The sequence below is a fragment of the Desulfosarcina variabilis str. Montpellier genome, assembly GCF_048565275.1.
GTDB classification, from domain to species: domain Bacteria; phylum Desulfobacterota; class Desulfobacteria; order Desulfobacterales; family Desulfosarcinaceae; genus Desulfosarcina; species Desulfosarcina variabilis.
The window spans coordinates 1,735,180-1,755,149 of record NZ_CP159846.1 but is presented as its reverse complement, the minus strand read 5'-3'; the positions used below and the strand labels follow the sequence as shown (position 1 = coordinate 1,755,149).

At 48.4% G+C, this 19,970-nt stretch carries 18 protein-coding genes; 11 read left to right on the top strand and 7 right to left on the bottom strand.

Annotated elements, in window-relative coordinates:
- The first annotated feature begins 162 nt into the window (after window positions 1-162).
- The 8 genes from Dvar_RS07795 (at window position 163) to Dvar_RS07760 (ending at window position 8,235) form a co-directional block, all read left to right on the top strand.
- Complete coding sequence (locus tag Dvar_RS07795; RefSeq protein ID WP_419661128.1) at window positions 163-519, top strand: substrate-binding domain-containing protein; 357 nt, start codon at window positions 163-165, stop codon at window positions 517-519.
- Window positions 417-836 (top strand): HD-GYP domain-containing protein, encoded by a 420-nt coding sequence (locus Dvar_RS07790; RefSeq protein ID WP_419661127.1) that lies wholly within the window; start codon window positions 417-419, stop codon window positions 834-836. The genes Dvar_RS07795 and Dvar_RS07790 overlap by 103 nt, the downstream gene beginning before the upstream one ends.
- A gap of 39 nt (window positions 837-875) precedes the next feature.
- Entirely contained in the window at window positions 876-1,022 is a 147-nt protein-coding gene (locus Dvar_RS07785; protein WP_419661126.1) for a hypothetical protein, read from the top strand.
- A 171-nt stretch (window positions 1,023-1,193) separates the two neighbouring features.
- On the top strand, window positions 1,194-2,543 hold the full coding sequence (mgtE, locus tag Dvar_RS07780) for a magnesium transporter (RefSeq protein ID WP_419661125.1): 1,350 nt from the start codon (window positions 1,194-1,196) through the stop codon (window positions 2,541-2,543).
- A 500-nt stretch (window positions 2,544-3,043) separates the two neighbouring features.
- Window positions 3,044-5,275: a DUF3141 domain-containing protein gene (locus Dvar_RS07775; RefSeq protein WP_419661124.1), complete on the top strand. Its 2,232-nt coding sequence runs from the start codon at window positions 3,044-3,046 to the stop codon at window positions 5,273-5,275.
- Window positions 5,276-5,457: 182 nt separating this feature from the next.
- Window positions 5,458-6,252 (top strand): SDR family NAD(P)-dependent oxidoreductase, encoded by a 795-nt coding sequence (locus Dvar_RS07770; RefSeq protein ID WP_419661123.1) that lies wholly within the window; start codon window positions 5,458-5,460, stop codon window positions 6,250-6,252.
- Between the two features lie 492 nt (window positions 6,253-6,744).
- Window positions 6,745-7,938: a glycosyltransferase gene (locus Dvar_RS07765; RefSeq protein WP_419661122.1), complete on the top strand. Its 1,194-nt coding sequence runs from the start codon at window positions 6,745-6,747 to the stop codon at window positions 7,936-7,938.
- A 30-nt stretch (window positions 7,939-7,968) separates the two neighbouring features.
- Window positions 7,969-8,235 (top strand): hypothetical protein, encoded by a 267-nt coding sequence (locus Dvar_RS07760; RefSeq protein WP_419661121.1) that lies wholly within the window; start codon window positions 7,969-7,971, stop codon window positions 8,233-8,235.
- A gap of 31 nt (window positions 8,236-8,266) precedes the next feature.
- Here the strand turns inward: Dvar_RS07760 and Dvar_RS07755 are convergent, their stop codons facing one another.
- Window positions 8,267-8,722 carry a fibronectin type III domain-containing protein gene (locus Dvar_RS07755; RefSeq protein WP_419661120.1) on the bottom strand — a complete coding sequence of 152 codons (456 nt, stop codon included), beginning with the start codon at window positions 8,720-8,722 and terminating at the stop codon, window positions 8,267-8,269.
- The gene (locus tag Dvar_RS07750) at window positions 8,723-9,001 is read right to left on the bottom strand and encodes a hypothetical protein (RefSeq protein ID WP_419661119.1); all 279 of its coding nucleotides are present in this window, start codon (window positions 8,999-9,001) and stop codon (window positions 8,723-8,725) included.
- Window positions 9,002-9,213: 212 nt separating this feature from the next.
- On the opposite strand from Dvar_RS07750, the gene Dvar_RS07745 reads away from it, so the two are divergent.
- Window positions 9,214-9,786, top strand: a complete 573-nt coding sequence (locus Dvar_RS07745) for a rhodanese-like domain-containing protein (protein ID WP_419661118.1) — start codon at window positions 9,214-9,216, stop codon at window positions 9,784-9,786.
- A 326-nt stretch (window positions 9,787-10,112) separates the two neighbouring features.
- On the top strand, window positions 10,113-10,889 hold the full coding sequence (locus tag Dvar_RS07740) for an enoyl-CoA hydratase (protein ID WP_419661117.1): 777 nt from the start codon (window positions 10,113-10,115) through the stop codon (window positions 10,887-10,889).
- Window positions 10,890-10,894: 5 nt separating this feature from the next.
- Here Dvar_RS07740 and Dvar_RS07735 read toward each other — a convergent pair whose 3' ends face one another.
- Window positions 10,895-11,491, bottom strand: coding sequence for a hypothetical protein (locus Dvar_RS07735; RefSeq protein WP_419661116.1), 597 nt, complete (start codon window positions 11,489-11,491; stop codon window positions 10,895-10,897).
- 213 nt (window positions 11,492-11,704) lie between these two features.
- On the opposite strand from Dvar_RS07735, the gene Dvar_RS07730 reads away from it, so the two are divergent.
- The gene (locus tag Dvar_RS07730; protein ID WP_419661115.1) at window positions 11,705-12,208 is read left to right on the top strand and encodes a hypothetical protein; all 504 of its coding nucleotides are present in this window, start codon (window positions 11,705-11,707) and stop codon (window positions 12,206-12,208) included.
- A 350-nt stretch (window positions 12,209-12,558) separates the two neighbouring features.
- On the opposite strand, the gene Dvar_RS07725 is transcribed toward Dvar_RS07730, so the two are convergent.
- From Dvar_RS07725 to Dvar_RS07710, 4 genes are all read right to left on the bottom strand, one after another.
- Entirely contained in the window at window positions 12,559-15,168 is a 2,610-nt protein-coding gene (locus tag Dvar_RS07725; RefSeq protein WP_419661114.1) for a hypothetical protein, read from the bottom strand.
- A 724-nt stretch (window positions 15,169-15,892) separates the two neighbouring features.
- The gene (locus tag Dvar_RS07720; protein ID WP_419661113.1) at window positions 15,893-16,591 is read right to left on the bottom strand and encodes a hypothetical protein; all 699 of its coding nucleotides are present in this window, start codon (window positions 16,589-16,591) and stop codon (window positions 15,893-15,895) included.
- A 96-nt stretch (window positions 16,592-16,687) separates the two neighbouring features.
- Window positions 16,688-17,386, bottom strand: a complete 699-nt coding sequence (locus Dvar_RS07715) for a hypothetical protein (RefSeq protein WP_419661112.1) — start codon at window positions 17,384-17,386, stop codon at window positions 16,688-16,690.
- A gap of 510 nt (window positions 17,387-17,896) precedes the next feature.
- The gene (locus tag Dvar_RS07710; protein WP_419661111.1) at window positions 17,897-19,957 is read right to left on the bottom strand and encodes a CsgG/HfaB family protein; all 2,061 of its coding nucleotides are present in this window, start codon (window positions 19,955-19,957) and stop codon (window positions 17,897-17,899) included.
- Window positions 19,958-19,970 lie beyond the last annotated feature (13 nt).

Here is a 19,970-nt window from a genome sequence, read left to right as displayed (position 1 = left end):
ACTTGACACTTAACACTTGACACTTAACACTTGAAACTTAACACTTTTACAAAACAACTTTGTCGCGAACTTTTCGTCTCCAACTTGAGCTTCCTGGAGAACCGGATTCTTTTATTTCCTTGCTCATTGAATGGTAACAAAATTCCCCCATAGTGATTGACCATGGACAAACGGGTCATCATCTATCGAATCGTCATTGTCGCCCAAGCACTGTGGTTGGTGGTGGGGCTGGCGACCATTGCCCATGGGCAATACGGCAGAAACACCATCCGTATTGTGGGATCATCAACCGTGTATCCGTTTGCGCGTCTGGTGGCCAAAACGTTCGCCGAGACAACATCATTCAAACAGCCGGCCATCGAGTCCACTGGATCCGGTGGCGGGTTTGGCATGTTCTGTTCATCCAAACCATCCGCATGCTCAGCACCCTGCCTTGGCCGCGGGAGCTCAGGCACGTGCCCGAATGGGCCGGCAATCACCACGAAGCCTATTGCGGCGATGGCTATCCCCGCCGATTGATGGGCCGGAACCTTTCGGTTCCCGAGCGAATTATGGCGGTGGCGGATGTATTTGAAGCGCTCACCGCCGCCGACCGCCCGTATAAAAAAGCGCGGACCTTAAGCGAAACCATCTTGACCATGAAAACCATGTGCGAAAAGGGTCACCTGTGCCCGGACACGTTCAGGCTCCTGCTCATCACAGGGGTGTATCGGCGCTATGCCGACGCGTACCTGGATCCATCTCAAATCGACCCGGTGGATGTGGATGCGATGACAGATTACAGCGCCGAGCCGATCTGCACCCTTTCCGAGCGGTTGGCAGCCTCCGCCTCCTGAATTTGGATTATCTGGTGATTGCCGCCATACGGATTTAAAATGCAGCGGCGATGTGGGTGCGGCCAGGGCAACCGCATGCAAGTCAGGTTCATCGGCATCAGTATCGGTATCGGTATCGGCATCGGCATCGCTATCGAAATCGAAAGCTGTGACAATGTAATTTATTTATTGATTCGAAGTCGGTGACCATCAGGCCTGTATGTCCATGTATCGTCTCTTCTCGATAGCGATAGCGATTTGGATTATCAAATCACCCCAATTGCAGTTACCCAGTGAGTGCGGCCCAAATCAATTGTCAAAAACCGGTAACCTTGCTATATTCAGCGCATTTGCACTTTTTGTTGGGCAATTGGACCTATGAAACAAGATCGACAGCACATATTGACCGCCAGCGTCAAACGCCTTTTGCGTCGCAATGCCACCAGGAATTTGCGCAAGATCGTCAACAAGGCCTATGGGGTGGATCTTTCCATCCTCTTTCGGGAACTGTCCCTGCAGGATCAGCTGATGCTGTTCGACATGATCAAAAACGGGGAGCAAAAAGGAATCCTGCTCAGCGAGCTGGACGAGGACCTGTTGGTGCCCCTTGTAGGCGGCATGGAACAGGCGAAAATCGTCGCTGTTTTGGAAGCCATGCCCAACGATGATGTCGCCGACCTGCTTCACGATCTACCCGAAGAAACAGCCGATGGTCTGCTCAAGCTGATGAAAGAGGACTCCGACGCGGTCGAAAACCTCATGGGCTATGAGGCGGATACCGCCGGCGGTATCATGAACCCCGATTTCATCGCCCTGAATCAGGAAATCAGCGCAAAAGACGCCATCAAACAGATTCAAGAAGAATTTGCCGACGTTGAGATGCCGTTTTATCTGTATGCCGTGGATGAGCATGGCAAGCTGGTGGGGGTGGCGTCCCTGCGGCAGTTGGTCGTGGTCAAGCCGCAGACCCCGCTAAAGGCATTCATGGACTCGGAGGTGATCTGTGTCCAAACCCACATGGACCAGGAAGAAGTGGCCAAACTGGTTGCCCGCTATGACATCCTGGCCGTACCGGTGGTGGACGACAGCAACCAACTGGTGGGAATTGTCACGGTTGACGATGTTATTGACATCTTCCGTGAGGAGGCCACCGAGGATATCCTCAAGATGGCCGGTGCGGGCGAGGAATTTGTGGAAACCAAAAGTATTTTCAAAAGCACCCGCATTCGTCTGCCATGGCTTTTCGCCAGCTGCCTGGGGGGGATCTTCGCCTTTTACGTGATCGGTCATTTTGAATCGAGCCTGAGCCGCGTCACCTATCTGGCGGCCTTTATTCCCGTGATCATGGGCATGGGCGGCAACATCGGCACCCAATCCTCCACGATCGTGGTACGCGGTCTGGCCACGGGACGTCTCAGCATCCGTGATATCTGGATGGTGGTCGGCAAAGAGTTGACTGTCGGGTTTATTCTCGGTATGGTCTACGGTGTCTTCATCGGATCAGTGGCCCAGGCCCAATACAGCATGCTCATGCTCGCACTGGCCGTGTGTTTGGCGGTCATCTGCTCCATGTCCGTGGCAGCCCTGGTGGGGTCATGCGTGCCCATGCTGTTGGCCCGTATGAATGTGGACCCGGCCGTGGCCACCGGACCGTTTGTGACTACGGCCATCGACATCGTTAGTGTTTATTTTTATTTTACCATCGCCACCCAATTGCTTGGCGTTTGATCAGGCGAACAGAATCCAGTGATGGCCGGCCAGCCCCACGGTAAATCCGAGACATCAGGGCAACAGGAATCTGGTATCCCCCATGGCGGTTGGGATTGTGTGGGTTCCCAACCGGTGCTGCAATTGCTTCTCTACCCAATGCAAAAATAAATCAACACACAAAAACCAAATGGTTTTTTAACATGCAACTAGCATGAACGATTTATTCGTTAAATTTGTGTCGATTGGTGGGTTTACAACAGTTGGCAATTCCATCTTCAATACTATCCCTCCTTGCAGTTGACTGCTGTGATTGCCCAATCGACAGGATTACATCACAACCAATCCGGGACTGATGCGTGTAATCTGACACGACATGATCCTTTCTAATGGCTGCGGCATCCTCCCGGATTGAGAAATGATCATCATTCACTCAGATGAGACAGCGGCCTTAGACGGATTTATCAAACAGGCGCTCAACGATCCAAACGCAAACAACCACTTACCCAAAGGATGGGCAAATGACAGCACAAACAGAGACATCACAAGTCAATTGGATAGCCGATGCTGTGGAATACAGCGTGGATGCGGCCCAACGCACGCTTTTGTACTGGGACATCATGCGTAAGCGCGGCAACACCTATATCGACCACCGCGCCAACGGCCAGCCGCCGGTCCTTGTTTTTGACTACACCACGATCATCGACGGGCACGAATTGGATCCACCGGCAAACTATTCCCTGGTCCAAATCATCGATCATCGCGGCACCCAACCGGATCGACGGTCCACGTCATCCAAGACGAACGGGGATGAAAACGACAGACGCGGAACCGCCATCGACCGGCGGGACCAGCCCAAGGGGCTGGTCGGAGAAGCGTTCAGAAACAACCGGCCGATCTTGATCATTGATCCCCGGGCAGGCCATGGGCCGGGAATCGGCGGTTCCAAGCTGGATTCCCAGATCGGCATGGCACTCAATGCCGGCCATCCGGTTTACTTCCTCATCTTTTCCATTTATCCCGAACCCAATCAGACATTGATGGATGTCTGGCAAGCGGAAATCCACTTCCTGGAAGAAATCCGGCGCCGGCATCCAAAATCGCCCAAGCCGGCGGTGATCGGCAACTGCCAAGGGGGCTGGGCGGCGGCCCTGATCGGTGCCGAACGGCCCGATATCACCGGTCCCATGGCGTTCAACGGATCCCCGCTTTCCTACTGGAGTGGCCTGGTGGGGGTGAACCCCATGCGCTACGCCGGCGGTCTATTGGGCGGATCATGGGTGAATTCCTTTATGAGTGATCTGGGCAACGGCCTTTTTGACGGCGCCGATCTGGTGGCCAATTTCGAAAACCTCAATCCGGCCAATACTCTCTGGTCCAAACAGTACAACCTTTATTCAAAGGTGGACACCGAGGAAAAACGGTATTTGAATTTCGAGAAATGGTGGGGCGGTTTTTATTTCATGACCAGAGAGGAAATCGCCACCGTTGTCAACTGCCTGTTTGTGGGCAACAAGCTCGAGCAGGGGTCCTTCGAGATCGGCCACGGCAAATCCATCGATCTTAACAAATTCAAGGCCCCTGTGGTGTTGTTCGCCTCCTTTGGCGACAACATCACCCCCCCTCAGCAGGCGTTCAACTGGGTGGCCAAGGTCTACGGTTCTTCTCAGGAAATCAAACGCAAGGGCCAAGTGATCGTGCTTGTCCTGCATAAGAGCATCGGCCATCTGGGTATCTTCGTTTCCGCCAAAATCGCCCGCACCCAGCACAAGGAAATTATCGGCAGTTTCGATATGCTCGAATTCCTGCCCCCTGGTTTGTATGAATTGGTTTTTGAGGAAGAAAATCCAAAGTCACCCGAGCAGGGCTACAGCGCACGGTTCGTCGAACGTGAGGTGGACGACATTCTGGGCTATGATGACGGCCTGGCCGATGAAGAGGCCTTTTACTCGGTACGCACCGTGTCGACGATCAACAACACGCTCTATCAGACCTTTGTCAGCCCGTGGATCAAGATGCTCATGACGGAGCCATTGGCCGAAGGAATACGTCAACTTCACCCCTTGCGCGTCCAGCGTTATACGGTTTCCGATCTGAATCCACTCACCTGGCCGATCATGGCTGCCGCACCAATGGTCAAAGAGAGCCGGCGCCAGGTGTCGGCAGACAATATTTTTCTGGCCATGGAGAAAAATTTTTCTCAGAACATGGTGTCCATGCTCAACGCTTACCGGGATGCCCGCGACCTCGGCCAGGAATTGCTGTTCAAAATGATCTATGAAAATCCGTGGACCCAAATGCTCTTTCCGCCACCCAAAGACGAGGCTGCCGAGCAGCGTCAGGCCATGGAAGAGCGTCTGCGCAAAGACAACGCCCGGTTACGCAACAGTATGCACCAGGGCGGTTGTCCGGATGCCGTGGTCCGCATCCTGTTGGCCATCATGACCGCCAACCGGGAGTTGACTCGCGAGGAATACGATACGGCGGAAGGGATCGTTCGCGGCCTGCATCAATTCAAATCCATCACCCCGGGCAAACTGCGGGAGATAGTCAAAACACAGGCACGCCTGCTTCAAGTGGACAGGGAAGCGGCCATCACCGCGCTTCCGCAGCTGATTCCCGACCCGGCAGATCGGACCGAAGCCATGGCCGTTATCGACCAGTTTACCACTGTGGCCGGCCGTGAACTGAATACGGAAGAGATCGCCACCAAGGAAGCCATTCTCTTTCATCTTAAGGAAAGTGAGGTTTAACCCAGCGCATTCAATTGCGGTCATTTGGCATCCAGGACGGTGTCCTCAAATACACTGCAATCCATAAACACCATTTACCAATGCAGCTTCGGATTCATAGATACCGCTTACCCTTGCCAGCACCAAAATCCACCGTCTGCAGATGAGCGCATCCATGACAACCTAACAAAGGGAGGAAAACGATGCTCGAAATCAAAAATTCTGTAGCCGTCATTACCGGTGGTGGCGGTGGTATTGGATTGGAACTCGCCCGGTACTGGGTGAAAAAAGGCGGCAAAGTGGTCATTGCCGACATTTCCGAGTCGCTGCTCAGTAGTGCCGAAGCCGATCTTACGGCCATGGGCGGAGAAGTGCTTGCCGTGGAAGCCAACATCGTCAATGAAGACGACGCCGGACAGTTGGCCCAAAATGCCATCGATCGCTTCGGGCAGATCAATCTGGTGGCGCCCTTCGCCGGCATCATCCGGGACGGCATGCTGGTTTCCCCGGATCGGGATACCGGTAAGGTTACACGCAAAATGGCGTTGGAGGATTTTAAACTGGTCCTGGACATCAACCTGACCGGTGTTTTCCTGACGGTCCGCGAATGTGCCGAACAGATGATCAACCATCAATGCAAGGGATTGATCTGCCTGATCTCCTCTACCGGCTCCTTGGGGACGGCCGGCCAGATCAACTACTCATCCACCAAGGCAGCCATGTCGGTGATGCCCAAGGTGATCACGGCCGAATTTTTCCGTCGGGGTCTGGCCGACCGTATCCGCTGTGTGGCCGTCGCCCCGGGCTACGTCGGCACCCCCATGGTCAAAGGAATGAACCAGAAAGCCTTGGAAAAAATTCTGTCCCAGGTTCCCATCGGGCGGCTGATCGAGCCGGAAGAGGTGGCCCAACTGGTCGGCGATATCTATTGCAACGAAGCCATGGCCGGTGAAACCTTTTTCATTCATGGCGGATTACGCTTAGGATCGAAAGGGTAGCTGCCACAGGCATAAAACCAAATAACAACAGATACCATTGCCAATGGGGGGTGGGAAGCCAAGGCAAAGGTTCAGCGCAATGAATCATTACGGAAAACGACCATCCTTGCAACCCCCCGTATACTGCGCATAACCGGCCAAGGCCCTCACCCCCATGACAATGGTTCTATACTGTCGGCAGCCCTTTTAACTGCGATTACAGCCGTATCGTTGACATCTGATGACGTTATGGCAGACGGTGTGTCCGTCTGAGTAAAAAACGCCCGATAACTATATCATTTTTTCCGGATCGATCCCGCAGCAATCCCCATCTTCTTGGCATTTAAGGAGATTTACCGCATTATCCCCTCCTATCCAACGGGCTCACCTCGGCGCTAACAAAAAGTTAACTTGTAGTACGCTGACCATCCTTGTATGAAATCGTCACTTTTGGATGTAGATCACGATAACCTTTCTTCCACTGAGAACACGCAAACGAAAGCAATCCATGATATGCTGACAATTTTACCATTACTATTGATTCTTTCCCTGTTTATTGTGGTGGCTGGGTTGGGGTTCATCGATCAGCGAAAAAAACGATCCCTGACGGCCTTGCCGCCGTTATCGTTCATGGTACCGTGCTACAACGATGCCGATTCGGTGGGCCAAACCATCGACAGCATCTATGCGGTTTGCGGTACCAGCGCCCAGGTGATCGTCATTGACGATTGCAGCACTGACGGCAGTCGGGAAAAACTCAAGGCATTGGCCAAACAATATGGGTTCAAGTTAATTCTGAATCCTGCCAATATGGGGAAATCAAAAACACTGAACACCCACTTCCCGCTCACTGAAAATCGGATCGTCGTCTTTGTGGATGCGGATGTGATTGTCAACCGGCAATCGTTGACCGATGCGCTGGCGCGGCTTCAACACCCCGAAATGGGTGCTGTCAGTTGCCCTTATCGTGCGGCCAACACCGGTTTTATTCCTCTGATGCAAACGATTGAGTACAACATGCTCACCTTTGTTCAGGGCGCCTATAACGTTTTTTCAGCAATTGCCTTGTGGGGCGGTTTCATTGCCGTCAAACGCGAAGCATTTCTGGATGCAGGTAAATTCTCTGTCAATGCCATTACCGAAGATATGGATCTGGCCTTTAAATTAAATCAAAAGGGGTGGCAGGTGAACCAAAGCTTTTGCCCGATCCGCACCTATGTTCCGGATACGATAAGCAAATGGTTCAGGCAAAAAATACGTTGGAGTTCAGGTGGCTTTCAATGTTTTATCAACTACTATAACGTATGGCTAAAAAATCCCCTGCATCTCCTATTTGTCTTCTCGTTTTGTCTGTTGTTTATTTTTTCGACGCTCAATCTATTTAAGAACATCTTTCGATTTGACGATATGATAAATTATTTCATATATTTAAATCGGTCTGAAAGCATCTGGCTGAGTTTACAGCTCACCAGCATGCTATTCGGCACATCCGTGCTCAAAGATTTGATTCTGCGCGTTTCTTTATCTTTATTCTCACTGCCATTTGTTCTCCCACTGGTGTCAACCATCAAGCAAATGCCGATTTGTTTGCTGGTCATTCCTTTCTCAATTTTCTATGTACCTCTTTTTTCTATGGTGTCCATGGTCGGCGTCATCAATTTCCTGCACCGACGACGGTTTTTGAAAGCCTCTGCACGTGCCTGGTAGATCGTTTTCATCGAAGGCTTGAACGCCGGCATGTGGACCATTGGGGTAACGCAATCAGGCAATGCGCTGGGGTTGTCGCAAAACCAAGTGGAAGATCTCGCTGCCCATGACCTTGATCAGCGTCTGGCAGGCATCGAATCCCGCTTTCGGGAAGCCGGCGCCCACTACGTGGTCAAAGGAATCTGGGAATGCGCACCAATCATTGCTGCGATCGCTCGGCGGTTGGCCGAAGGCGACCACCCGCTCAATGACATTATTCATCCTTCGACGCCGGCCATTTCTTCTGTGGGATTTTGAGAAATCTCTAAGAGAAGATAATCACCATCGGTTAGGGACAAGTCACAGTTCCGAGAGCAGCGGCAAGGACAGATAGTTCCAATTCACTATCGCCTTTTACAAAATCAGCGACATCCAGTCCATCAACATCACAATCGTCAGTCGATCCGGTTTCGGTTGTGTCGGAAATAGTTACCTCAACCTCATTCGAATCCTGACTTTCTGCATCACCGGAATATGCACGAACGATAAAATAATAGGTTCCGTTCGATAAATTTTCGATTGTACAAGTCGTATCGACACCCGACCATACCGGACTGGAATAATCATAGGAATAGTCTGCAGCCCGTATGAACAGAAGATAACCATCAACGGGCGGATCATTCTCATCCCATGCCAGGGATACTTCGGCTGCCATCGAAGATGCTGATGTATAAATAATGATGCCAATACAAATTATCAGGGTCCGTGTAAAAAAAGCCAATTTGCAACTCATCCATGAATTCATTTAGTCACCCTTCAAAGCAGTCAATTTGTGTTGGTGGTGTTCGCTGAGGCCAATTCTCTTTGAGAATTCATCCGCATTTAATTCAGATAGATAGTGAGGTTTTCGTCTTCTCTGTAACTTCAGCTGAGCATGGCGTTTCGATAACATGTGAACAACCATTGCAAAATGAGTTCCAGAACCAATCCAAAAGCCACAACTATTGAGCAACAGGTTGATTATTTTTTTGATATTGGATGCGTTTTGCTTAACCCCGCGTTCATTCATCAACGTGTTTTGCATTGTCCACGGGTAATAAATGGTAAGCGACATTGACAGGGATTACATTATTTTCCCTCAACCTTAGGTTCTCAGGCGGCACGATAAGAGACATCCGCCCCATTATGGGCTTGTGCTAAAAAAAGTTTAGCCTTATTCTTAAAATTGAAGAATGGACTATTCGCTCACCGTATTCGTTTTATCTTCACACATCAACAAAACAGGCATGGGGAAAAATGAAAAAAAGATTTACATTCGTATTAGCTTTTTTGTTTCTGATCAGTGGTTCGGCTTATGGTGGGTTTCGTTATGCAATAAAAGCGGACCATGCGGGTGGAAATGTGACGCCCTCGCAGGCTTATGAGATGGTTAAAAATGATCCGGCGCATACCTTTATCGTCGATACCCGCACGAAAGCGGAGTATCAGTTTGTTGGTCATCCCGTCGGTGCGGTGAACATACCCAAAAAATTCTGGAATGGAACGCTGGGCCAAAAAGGATACGAACTGGTTGATAATTCTAATTTTTCCAAAGATCTGCTAGCCCGGTTCAATCCTGAAACGGATAAATTGATATTTATGTGTCGTAGCGGGAAAAGAAGTTGCCTCTCCTGCCAAGCCGCCATCGATGCCGGCTGGGACCAAAAGAATGTCTGCAATATGCTGGGCGGGTTCGAGGGCGATAAAATCAAAAATCCCAATAGTATTTATGACGGCAAACGGATTTTCGGTGGATGGAAAAACGAAGGGCTGCCCTGGACTTATCACATCGATAGAAAATTGGTTTATATGGCGGATCTATCACAATAGCAAGCGATCCTGAGCATATCCATTCTTATTCGATAAAATGAGCAGATCGGCCATGCCCATAAGCGATCTTACACGCCCTTATGCGATGGCCATCTGCTCTTTTGTTGGCCTTAAAAGACGACCGATTGCTGCCGAATCCACTAGGGGGGGTTGACCCCAACCCGAAAAACCGGTAACCGTCAATAGTCTATCGTTGCCTATAGCATCCAAGATAATGTTTTTGGGCTGCGTTATCGGTCGTCGCAGTATGACAATACGACTTCCTCCCTCTGGCTTCGCCAAAAACAATATCTTAAACACGATATAAACCACTTGAGGGACTGCTCATGAACTATACTCAGATCACTTTCGATCGTGAAGGCGCCATCGGCGTCTTGACCCTAAACAATGCCGGTAAAATCAACGCATTATCCATCCGCATGATCAAGGAAATATCCCATCTGTTAGGCCAGATCGCAACCGATGATACCCTGAAGGTGTTGATTCTAAAGGCTGCGGGAAAACATTTTTGCGCCGGCCACTATTTGGCCGAAATGGTCGATGCCGGTGTCAAAGAATACAAATTCATTTTCGACCAGTGCACCCGGATGATGATGCTGCTGCATGATATTCCCCAGGTGGTGATCGCCCAGGTTCAGGGCATTGCAACGGCCGCCGGCTGCCAACTGGCCGCCTGGTGCGATCTGGTGGTGGCCGAGGAGGGTGCGCGTTTTTCAACGCCCGGTGTCAAAATCGGCCTTTTCTGCACCACCCCCATGGTGGCCATCACCCGTGCCATTGGTCGCAAGGCGGCCATGGAAATGCTCGTTACCGGCCGTGAATTCCCGGCTCAGGAGGCCAAGTCGCTTGGCCTGGTCAACCGGGTGGTGCCCCTTGACCAGCTCGATCGCACCACATGGGAAATGGCCGAACAAATTGCCGAGGCCAGCGGATTCGCCCTTGCCACCGGCAAACAAGGGCTTTACGCCCAGGCCGATATGACCGATGCCCAGGCCTTGCACTATGCCAAGCACACCATCGTCATGAACAATATGGCCGAGGATGCCCAAAACGGCATCAAGGCTTTCCTGGAAAGGCGGCCGCCGGAATGGAAAAATCGGTAGGATGGCTATCCATCAAGATTGGCCTTGAGCAACTCAAGCCCTTTCTCGCGGGCATGCAGAATCGTCTTCATGTCGATATCCTGCATTTCGCTTCTTTTCAGGATGTTTTCCTTCAGGGCATGGCGGTACTTCAGATATTCGTCCTTGGCAGAGACGTTCGGTACTACACGTTCTGTATGAAGAAATTCGCTGATAGCCTGTTTTTTGCCGTTGGCATTGCCCTCGGTCAGATCGACGCGGTGGTTGCCATGGGCCAGAAAACAGTGAACCATAGGCACATAGGGAAGATTATATTGCTCGAGAATCCGATCCGTGCCATTGACAATCTGCTCGGTCATGGCATAAATACCGATGTTTTTCTCGATGGGCAGGTTAAGTTCCAATGCCAGAGTGGCAATAACCGCATGCTTGGTGGTGCAGGTCCCCATCTTCTCTTTGAAAAGAATCATGAGATCGTCACGATTGGAATTATAGCCATAGGGCAGTTCATGCACAAATCGGCAGGCATCCGAAAATGTGGTTATGCCAAGCTCGAGAAACTGCTTGCCGACAGCGCCGGAAGACAAAATCGGTGTATTTGGAAAAACATCATAGGAATCCATGTTGACCTCGCAGGAACTGAAAAAGTTTTGCTGACCGACTTCGTTTTGTATATCACATTCAATACAAAATTAGTATATTTGAAAGTTATTTGGCAACACAACCGTCCCTTGCCATTCAACGTTTGACACAAGCCGACAAAACAGTATAAATTTATCAATTTCTCGTATTATTCGATGAAGCAATTCAATTGCAAAAATGGCAGAAGGTGAACGATGAAACGCTTAAACAGCTTGTTTTTACTATTTTTTGTAATTGCCGGGGGCTGCACCGCGCCCCACTATATCTGGAAGCAAGAAGACGTGATGATGCGCGAGATCAATCAGCCGTCCCTGGAACAAAAAGTGCTGATCGCCTCCCGAGACAGTGAATTCAAACAGGCACTGGTCGATAAAATCACCGCTGCACTGGCTGATCGATCCATCTACATAAAAATTATCGGTATTGAAAACCTGGCCGATGAAAATGCAGGCGCGTATTCTGCAGTGGTGATCATCAACACCGCCATGGGCTGGACCGTGGATGTGCCGGTCGAGAAATTCCTTAAAAAATACGGTACAATGAACTCGATCATTGTACTGACCACCGCCGATGGCGGTGACGTGCTGCCCGACATGGATGAGCGCAACATTGATGCCATGTCCTCGGCATCGGTCATGGATCAAGTTGAGCCATTGGCCGACACCATCATTGCCAAGGTGAATCGGCTAGTGAATTAGGATGCCATGCATTAGATTGATTTTTTTATATCTTTGATGGTTGCCCCAATTTTAAGGATTTGAATTTGTTGTCCAACGCCGTAGTCGGGTGATAGGTGCCGTTTCTGGAAGGACAGTAAATAAAGTCGGCGATCCCTCTTGCCCACCCCTCACCCCGCTCCTCTCCCCCTCAATGGGCGAAGGAGCGCCAGCCGGTAGCTATTGGCTTTGGAGGATTGGCCTGAAGACATTATTTTCTCCGTCCCAGGAATGCACCAGAATTTAACCTCGCTCAAATCTCGCATCATTGCGTTCCCTCGCCCCCGGGGGAGAGGGACAGGGTGAGGGGAGCAAAAATGAAAGATTACCGATCAAAATAAAGTTGAAACAAAACACCCGCCACCGCCATCACCGTCATCATTATCGTCATCGACGTCATCATTTTCACATGTGCCGGCTTCGCATTCTCCTTCGTAGTAGAGAATTGATTTAAAGTCCTCCAAACTACAATTAGCGTCTGAACCATCCGGATTAATATGAATGAACAATTGGTTAGCTGTTTGCTTATAAATAGTAAAGTGGGCATCGATACAATCGTCACTCAGGGTTATTGTTCCGCCACCATCTTCGCCACCATCTTGAAAGTTAATTGTACCTGAAACTGGTAATCTGGATGAATCTTCGACAAGGAGGCAATATCCGAGACTTCCGCAAATATACATTTGCCATGTACCAGTAAAAGAATCATCACCGCAAATATTGATATCTAAGTGAATACTGTCTGCGCTACCAAGCTCACTTGACAACCAATGTCCGGTTCCTGCAGATGGTAGGTCCTCCGGCTCCTCCTCGGCATTGAAGCGACAGACAAAAGCATCGGAGTAACCGGTGGTTTCGATCATATAGGGAAAAGTAGGGGACGTGGTTTCTCCAGCAACGATGATGTCATCATTATTGACCAGAATTGCAGCAGCGTGATCTTGCCTGCTTCCTCCAAGATAGGTTGATCCGATCAAGGTGGTAAGCGATTGATCCATAATGGTTAAAAATCCATCGCCTTCATAAAAGTCATCCGTATTGCCCCCATTGAACGCGCCGTCATGACAGTTCTCGGTCACCGGAAAATCAGAAGAGCCTGTCCCGCCGCACAAAAGCACGGTGCCGTCATCCTCTATCACCATATCGCTTACCTGCTCGGTACCACTTCCCCCAATAAAAGTGGACGCCGTGATTGCAGTAAGCTCGCTGTTCAGCCGACTCACGAAACCGTCTTCATACGCACTATAGCTGGTATCGTAATTGCCTTGGACAACCGGGAAATCAGAGGACAGGGTCCATCCGGCGACAACGATCTCGTTGTTCGCATCGATCGCCAGCACATTGGCTTTTTCTTCATTGGCGCCGCCAATAAAGTTCGATGCCAGCAATTGCTGAAGGTTTGGATCGAACTTTGCGACAAAGGCCTCTGATTCTCCCTGAAAACTATCGTCCGCGCAATTGTCGGTTACAGGAAAGTCCGATGATCTGGTTCTGCCCGCTACGACGATGTTGCCATCGGCGTCGATGGCAACGTCAAAGGCGCTGTCATTCATATAATGGTCATTTCCTTTCTCTTCACCATTACTGCCCAGCAGGGTTGAAGCCTGAAGGGTCTGCAAGCCACTGTCCAGTAGCGCGACAAACGCTTTCGTTTTATTGTACTGACCGGGGTTGGTGTCATAGGCACCAGATGTGGTCGGGAAAGGGGTGTCGTCTTCAGCAGCATCAGCACTATTGACCGGATTTTTCATTCCTCCCACCACATACACATTGTCGTTGGAGTCAATTGCCAGTCCAAAGGCGACGTCATTTCCATCCTCACCAATGAAGGTCGATGCCAGGATCGTGTTTAGATCAGCATTATATTTGATGATAAATCCATCTGCTCTGAAGTAATAGTACTCTCCGCATTCAAAAACAGTGTCAAATGATCCTTCAGTGACGAAAAAATTCTCATCTTCTGTACTGCCGACAAGATAAACGGCACCCTGACTGTCGATAGCGATGTCGTAGACACTGGGATAAAAAACACCGGACTGACCGAAAAGCGCCGACCCCTGCAATGTTTCAAGCTGACTGTCAAACTTGAATACAGCCAGCTGATTCGCCGAGTGTCCGGCAACATAAATACTATTTCCTTGGCTGTCGGCAGCCATGCATTGCGGCTTCGTGTATTCCTTTGTGGTGCCCTGAAAAATTGCCGTAATCAGCGGGTCGATAATCAGTTCTTTCGTTCGATCATATGCAGCCACCTTGAACCCATATGATTTACCGTTGACCGCGTAAGCCACATCCACCGGTGTTTTTTTCCCATCAACGTTTTGATAGGCCACCGGCCGGGTAAAGCGCATCGAACGAGTACCTGCATTGACTTCCAGCTCTCCTTGCGGCGTCAGCCGCAGGGCGTCGGCCCCTTCGACGGTTAATTGGATCGCTTTCGGATCCGCGCCCGGTTGGACATGGAATATTTTCTCGACATTGTTGCCATGAGCCTGTAGGCTGAGGCGAATTCCCTTGTACACTTCTCCCATATCAACAGTGTTGAATGTGGAAAGATCCTTGACCCATTTTGCAGGATCTTTGCCCCTGAAATGACTGACCTTGGCGGTTGCCTTTTGCCCGCCCGAAGGTAACGGTTTCAATGCACCGCCAAGCGTTTCCCTTATAGAATGGTGCTGTTTCTCTTTATCCCCACTGGATGGCCCAAGCTCATAGCCGATGCTTGCATCCTTGTTTACCGACACTCTGCCGATAAAGGTATTGGAGTAAAATAAAACGTTCGGCTCCTCGAGTTGACCTTTGTTTTCCACGAACGGAATCGTTATCCGATTGGCTTTGGTCATTACCTCCGGATCGGTTTTTTTGGATACCGCACCCGATACAACTGTTGTAAAAAGGAATAAAGCAATGAAAGATAGTATGCTTGGTTTTATTTTGCCCACAGTATTTCTCCTATAGTCTCTTTTGTTCCCATTCAATTTCAAAATCTTCATCTGGATACAAATCATTGAGAGAAAGATAATATTCCACTGAATTCCAAAGACAGGTTGGTAGCCAGTACAAAAAGGGTATATCCAACAGAACCCGGTTCGCCCTGGCTTGAAAACATGCAGGCCTGACCCCGTACTTACTGTAGCAATTCGGTTAAGTTTGGGATCAATCTCTTAACCCCAAAATAAGCGAGAATTTTTTGGGGCTAATCCATAACCACAAGAGACACCCGGTTGTTGAAGCGGTTCCCATCCCTCGGTGTCATAGGTAAAATGAAATCTATCTTTTGGATTTCCGGTCGGATAATTGTTTTCATTATTATTCTAAAGCCCTCCATTCATACCGGGCTCCCTTTTTGTGTTTTACTTATCGAGTAAATTAGAAGTGCATAGCGTTCGCCATGAAAAAACCGCCGCAGCTTTTCAGCTGTTGCTTTTGGCATTCCATTGTGAGCGATTAGCAGCTATCAGGAATTTGATGGTCACCGATTGGGTTAGGGCGCAGGAAAAAAATATCTACCTTATCCTGCTTGTCCTTGCGCTCGTCTACGGCGTTCCATCCGCCGGCACAGATTCCAAATATGCAACGGCGAATGCGCCTTGTAGACGAACGCAAATCCGGCGCGATCTGGTACAATTATTTTTTTTCCCGCACCTTTGGAGGTCTGGATGGACACTAATTAAAGTTCGATTCAACCTGAGCGACAGCCTGCGCGATTGCCTTCTCAATAGCAGCGTCCAGCTCAGGATAATCCGGCGGGTTATCCCACTCTCCTTCAATATCGACTTTCACTTCATCTTGCTTCATGGTGTAGGCCCAATACTCTTCGTTGGTTTTCCCTTCGATTAATTTACCGCCCGCAACACAGTATGCTTTAGGTGCTCCTACAGGAATGACAAAAAAGTAGTTCCGGGTAGTTCCTACTGATTTTATTTTAAGCATAAGAAGATAGTCGACATCATATTTTTCTGCAAGAGAACTAACATCGATGTCGCTTTTCCCCTCTTGTTTATTCTCTACTTCGGGAAGTGATTTAACATCGATATAATCATCAATTATTATTGGTTCCAGCCCGCCAGCTTTTATACGACCAGCAAATTTTTTCTTGATACCTGAGAAACTATCACAACTGGTCTCTTTCAAATGGTCTCTGAGAGTTGAATTTACCAAAGCGTTAATACCTACTTCGAGTAATCCCAAGCCACCGCCCTTCTGTTGTGTATGGAGCTCTGGCAACGTCTCAATGGCAATACCAACTTTAGCGTCTGGCTTTTCCCAAAGTGTTTTTTTCAAAGCAACATTTTTTGCGCATCCACTCAATCCTATCAAAAAAATAGACAGCATGCCGATGAAACATAGATTAGGCCACTTCATTATTCACTTTCCTCCTATAACTGTAGGTCTGATATTAGATTTCACACATTCCTTCATTATCCACAATTGAGTGCTTTTTCAGTTTTGTTTATCTGGCTATTGTCTATCTCCGCTCATAAACAACTTATAGGAAGTATTAGCAAAAACGGCTACACAAATATCATCCCCATCAATCCTTGCCAGCCCATTGTATTGCCCTTCGACCTCACATTGCGATAAATCAAGGTCTAAGCCATAAAGACTGTGTTCGGAATCTATGATGGAAAAAGCCCCGGAAATTTGACACTCGCCGTATAACGTTCCAGTAACGCCTCCGTCGGTATCAATTGAAAAATTAGTTTCTTCATATGCATACTCACCTGCCAACAATTCAAAAGACGAAGGGTTGTTGTAATCACTATCGAATGCTAATTTGAGATCGTCCGTATTGCCATTTGAACTCACGTAGGTACCATTGATCTGGCCTTGCTCTGAACCACTGCCCGTAATTTCAATGTCTGCAGCAACACTTTGAATGCTTGCCGAGAAATTATCATCTGAATCAGAGACGGTATAATCTCCGTCATAAATCGTTCCGTTTTCATCAAATCCGTACATTTCACCATCATTCATAAAAAAATATACGACTGTACTTCTGTCTCCATAACTGCCAAGCCAGATACCATCAAGATTTGCATTGTTTATTACTGGATCATTTCCATCGTCATCGCCTCCCCCGCAGGCAACAACCATTATCGCAATGATGAAAAACAAAAGGCAACCTTTCCCAAGAAACCGTCTTCCAATTTTACTCATTTTTCTCCTTTCTGCGTTGTAAGATTAATAATTAAAGATCCAGCTCTTGAAAAGGCCCAAAAATGGACCCTTGAATTGATAAAATCATCTCGTTATCTGAGATCGGTAAAAAGAAAAATGGAAACAGCGATAGGAAAAACTCACAGACGTTTGCCTATCGAGATAGGAATTGAAGCTTGGGAATTCTTTTTGTCAATTCCCGTTGATAAGCAATTAATATGCCATATCATTTTTCTATTTAATTACAGAATGTTAAGTTATATTTGGTGGGGTGAGAAACAAGCCACTGCTTCAAAATGATGCAGACTGTCGGTGGTTATCTCGCTATTTTTCTGTGATGATTACACATTTCAATTATTGCGTCAAAATGATGCAATGTGACTAAATTGAAGCGAGTATTGGGAAATAAAATGAGAAATTTTATCAGGTGTCATGAGTTGTCTCTAAAAACTGACACTTGGCTCATGGACTTCTTAGATATTGTAAAATAAAGGATTTATAATTGTAAACTCAACGTGTTATTACACGTTGCCGAGACTTGATCATCTCTTCTTTAATATCATCGATTATAAACGCATAAGACATCCCTTCCATGACGGATTGGATTCGGGCCTGCCCTATTTCTACGAAATCTCGGCCAATCAGCTGGCCGCTGTTTGGATGAACAACTGAATCACATAGGTCATATACAATCAGCTTCATTCCACTTTTTATGCCCGCATCTTTTCCAATATCAAGAATGAACTCCTTACTGCCACCCTTGACGATCAATCCTTCAACGACGGGCAATTCATTATTCAGTTTCAGCTCCATACCCTCGCTGAGTGTCCTGAGTACGCCGACATCGACATCCTCGCCATATACATCCACAGCTGCCAGAACCTCAGTGGTTTCTGTGTCTACCAAACGAGCATAAACTTCAACGGATTCCTTTCTTTCCAAGATAGAGCCAAGCAGCATACAATCTGCTGCAAGTATTCTGCCGAGTTTCAAAGCCGTACTTTCATCCACGATATTCGTTTGGCTGAGTTTAAGTTCCTCAAGTAGTGAGCTCAACATCTGTCTTTCTACGGCCGAAAAACGTTTCCGATTAATCATGGACGCGGTAAGTAAATCTTCAAATCCGTAGCTTTTTTGCTGATCAGTTCCAATACTCGCTCTTTTAAAAGCATTTACGGCAACCCGCAAACGCGATCCGACTTGGCGGATTTTCAAAGGGACGCGCTCTATATTTATTTGTTTGGTATTGACGTTACCGGAACCATCCATAACGCGAAAGTTTAAAACATTAACACCTGCCTTGAGTTTGACCAACCTGCTGAAATACAAGTTACGACCCGGTTTATCCAAAATATCAACGCCGTTTATAGCAATTTGAGTGACGACGTCGTTGTCCCGCACATTTCCCTCGATAAAGGCCTGATCAAGAAAGGTTGTCTCTTTTTCCGTTATTCCTCTTATCGAAATGAGGGGGGGCGTGTGGTCCCTTTCTCTATTAGTTGCATTTTTTTGGCCTTTCCTTTTTGTATCTTGCTTGACATCCAAAGTCGCGGTGGTAGTGTTTCCGGCCAAGTCGCGCACTTCAACTAAAAATTTTTGCTCCCCGGGCGCAAGAGACAGGGATTGGTCGATTTTAAGGCTTGGCTTGCCTCTGCAAGAAGATGTGCGTCCGTTTACAACCAATTCGGCCAATCCCTGATCATCGAATACCTGCCCTTTTAGTGAAAAATCGGTTTTGAGGTACGTATCCCTACCAGCTGTTTCATCAATCCTTATTATCGGTCCCGACCGGTCTACTGCTATTTTCAATAAAGTTTTGCTCTTTTTGCCGGCCAGGTCGGTAATCACAACCGGAATATTGTTCAGCCCTGGAACCAGAGGGACTTTTACTTTGAAAGGTATTTTTTTGTTTGAAACGTCGATGCGAACCTCATCCGATCCGATTTTTATGTCTCTGACGAAAGTATCGTCATGGGCGACACCTTGAACTAAAATGGAAGAGGCATTCGTAAAAAATGGTAGCTTGGGAGAATCGATATTCACCTCAGGAGGACGCCTGTCAAGATTATCTCTTTCAATCAACGCCTTGCGCACTCTATCCAGATAAAGCTCTGCCTTTGCCGACTTTACCGATGCCAAGGACGCCGTAAGCTCACTGAGCGCCTTATTCAAATGCCCCTTGTTATAAAATACAATCCCGAGTTCACGATGCGGAAAATAATCAACAAAATGCATCCCATAAGTTCGCGCTCGTCTCTGATCGGCCGTTCTCTGGCTGATGGCCTGCAGAAGGTCCGAACTGGCATCATCCCAGAAGCCACCGTCAGCAAAAGATAACGCCCGCTCGTAATAATTCCACCAGCGATGCCGGAAAAGGCCTTTGGTGGTGCCGTAAACGTTGCCGTCTTTTTCTATGGGCGCCTTTTCAGGGATTGTTTGACATCCTGTCAAACCCAGTGTGATAGTCAGAAAAACCAAGCATGCAGCAACTGAATCGCTGCCAAGAATTCGTTGTGCGACTCGGCCAGCAGAGCCTGTTCTCATTTTTCTTATGCCCTGAAGAATTGGCATTTTTTCATTGCCC

Coding starts and splice junctions, on each gene's coding strand:
- Dvar_RS07770 (WP_419661123.1), top strand. CDS start 5,458: ATGCTCGAAATCAAAAATTCTGTAGCCGTCATTACCGGTGGTGGCGGT.
- Dvar_RS07715 (WP_419661112.1), bottom strand. CDS start 17,386: ATGAGTAAAATTGGAAGACGGTTTCTTGGGAAAGGTTGCCTTTTGTTT.
- Dvar_RS07760 (WP_419661121.1), top strand. CDS start 7,969: ATGTGGACCATTGGGGTAACGCAATCAGGCAATGCGCTGGGGTTGTCG.
- Dvar_RS07730 (WP_419661115.1), top strand. CDS start 11,705: ATGAAACGCTTAAACAGCTTGTTTTTACTATTTTTTGTAATTGCCGGG.
- Dvar_RS07755 (WP_419661120.1), bottom strand. CDS start 8,722: ATGAATTCATGGATGAGTTGCAAATTGGCTTTTTTTACACGGACCCTG.
- Dvar_RS07795 (WP_419661128.1), top strand. CDS start 163: ATGGACAAACGGGTCATCATCTATCGAATCGTCATTGTCGCCCAAGCA.
- Dvar_RS07710 (WP_419661111.1), bottom strand. CDS start 19,957: ATGCCAATTCTTCAGGGCATAAGAAAAATGAGAACAGGCTCTGCTGGC.
- Dvar_RS07740 (WP_419661117.1), top strand. CDS start 10,113: ATGAACTATACTCAGATCACTTTCGATCGTGAAGGCGCCATCGGCGTC.
- Dvar_RS07735 (WP_419661116.1), bottom strand. CDS start 11,491: ATGGATTCCTATGATGTTTTTCCAAATACACCGATTTTGTCTTCCGGC.
- Dvar_RS07765 (WP_419661122.1), top strand. CDS start 6,745: ATGCTGACAATTTTACCATTACTATTGATTCTTTCCCTGTTTATTGTG.
- Dvar_RS07720 (WP_419661113.1), bottom strand. CDS start 16,591: ATGAAGTGGCCTAATCTATGTTTCATCGGCATGCTGTCTATTTTTTTG.
- Dvar_RS07790 (WP_419661127.1), top strand. CDS start 417: ATGCTCAGCACCCTGCCTTGGCCGCGGGAGCTCAGGCACGTGCCCGAA.
- Dvar_RS07785 (WP_419661126.1), top strand. CDS start 876: ATGCAGCGGCGATGTGGGTGCGGCCAGGGCAACCGCATGCAAGTCAGG.
- mgtE (WP_419661125.1), top strand. CDS start 1,194: ATGAAACAAGATCGACAGCACATATTGACCGCCAGCGTCAAACGCCTT.
- Dvar_RS07745 (WP_419661118.1), top strand. CDS start 9,214: ATGAAAAAAAGATTTACATTCGTATTAGCTTTTTTGTTTCTGATCAGT.
- Dvar_RS07750 (WP_419661119.1), bottom strand. CDS start 9,001: ATGCAAAACACGTTGATGAATGAACGCGGGGTTAAGCAAAACGCATCC.
- Dvar_RS07775 (WP_419661124.1), top strand. CDS start 3,044: ATGACAGCACAAACAGAGACATCACAAGTCAATTGGATAGCCGATGCT.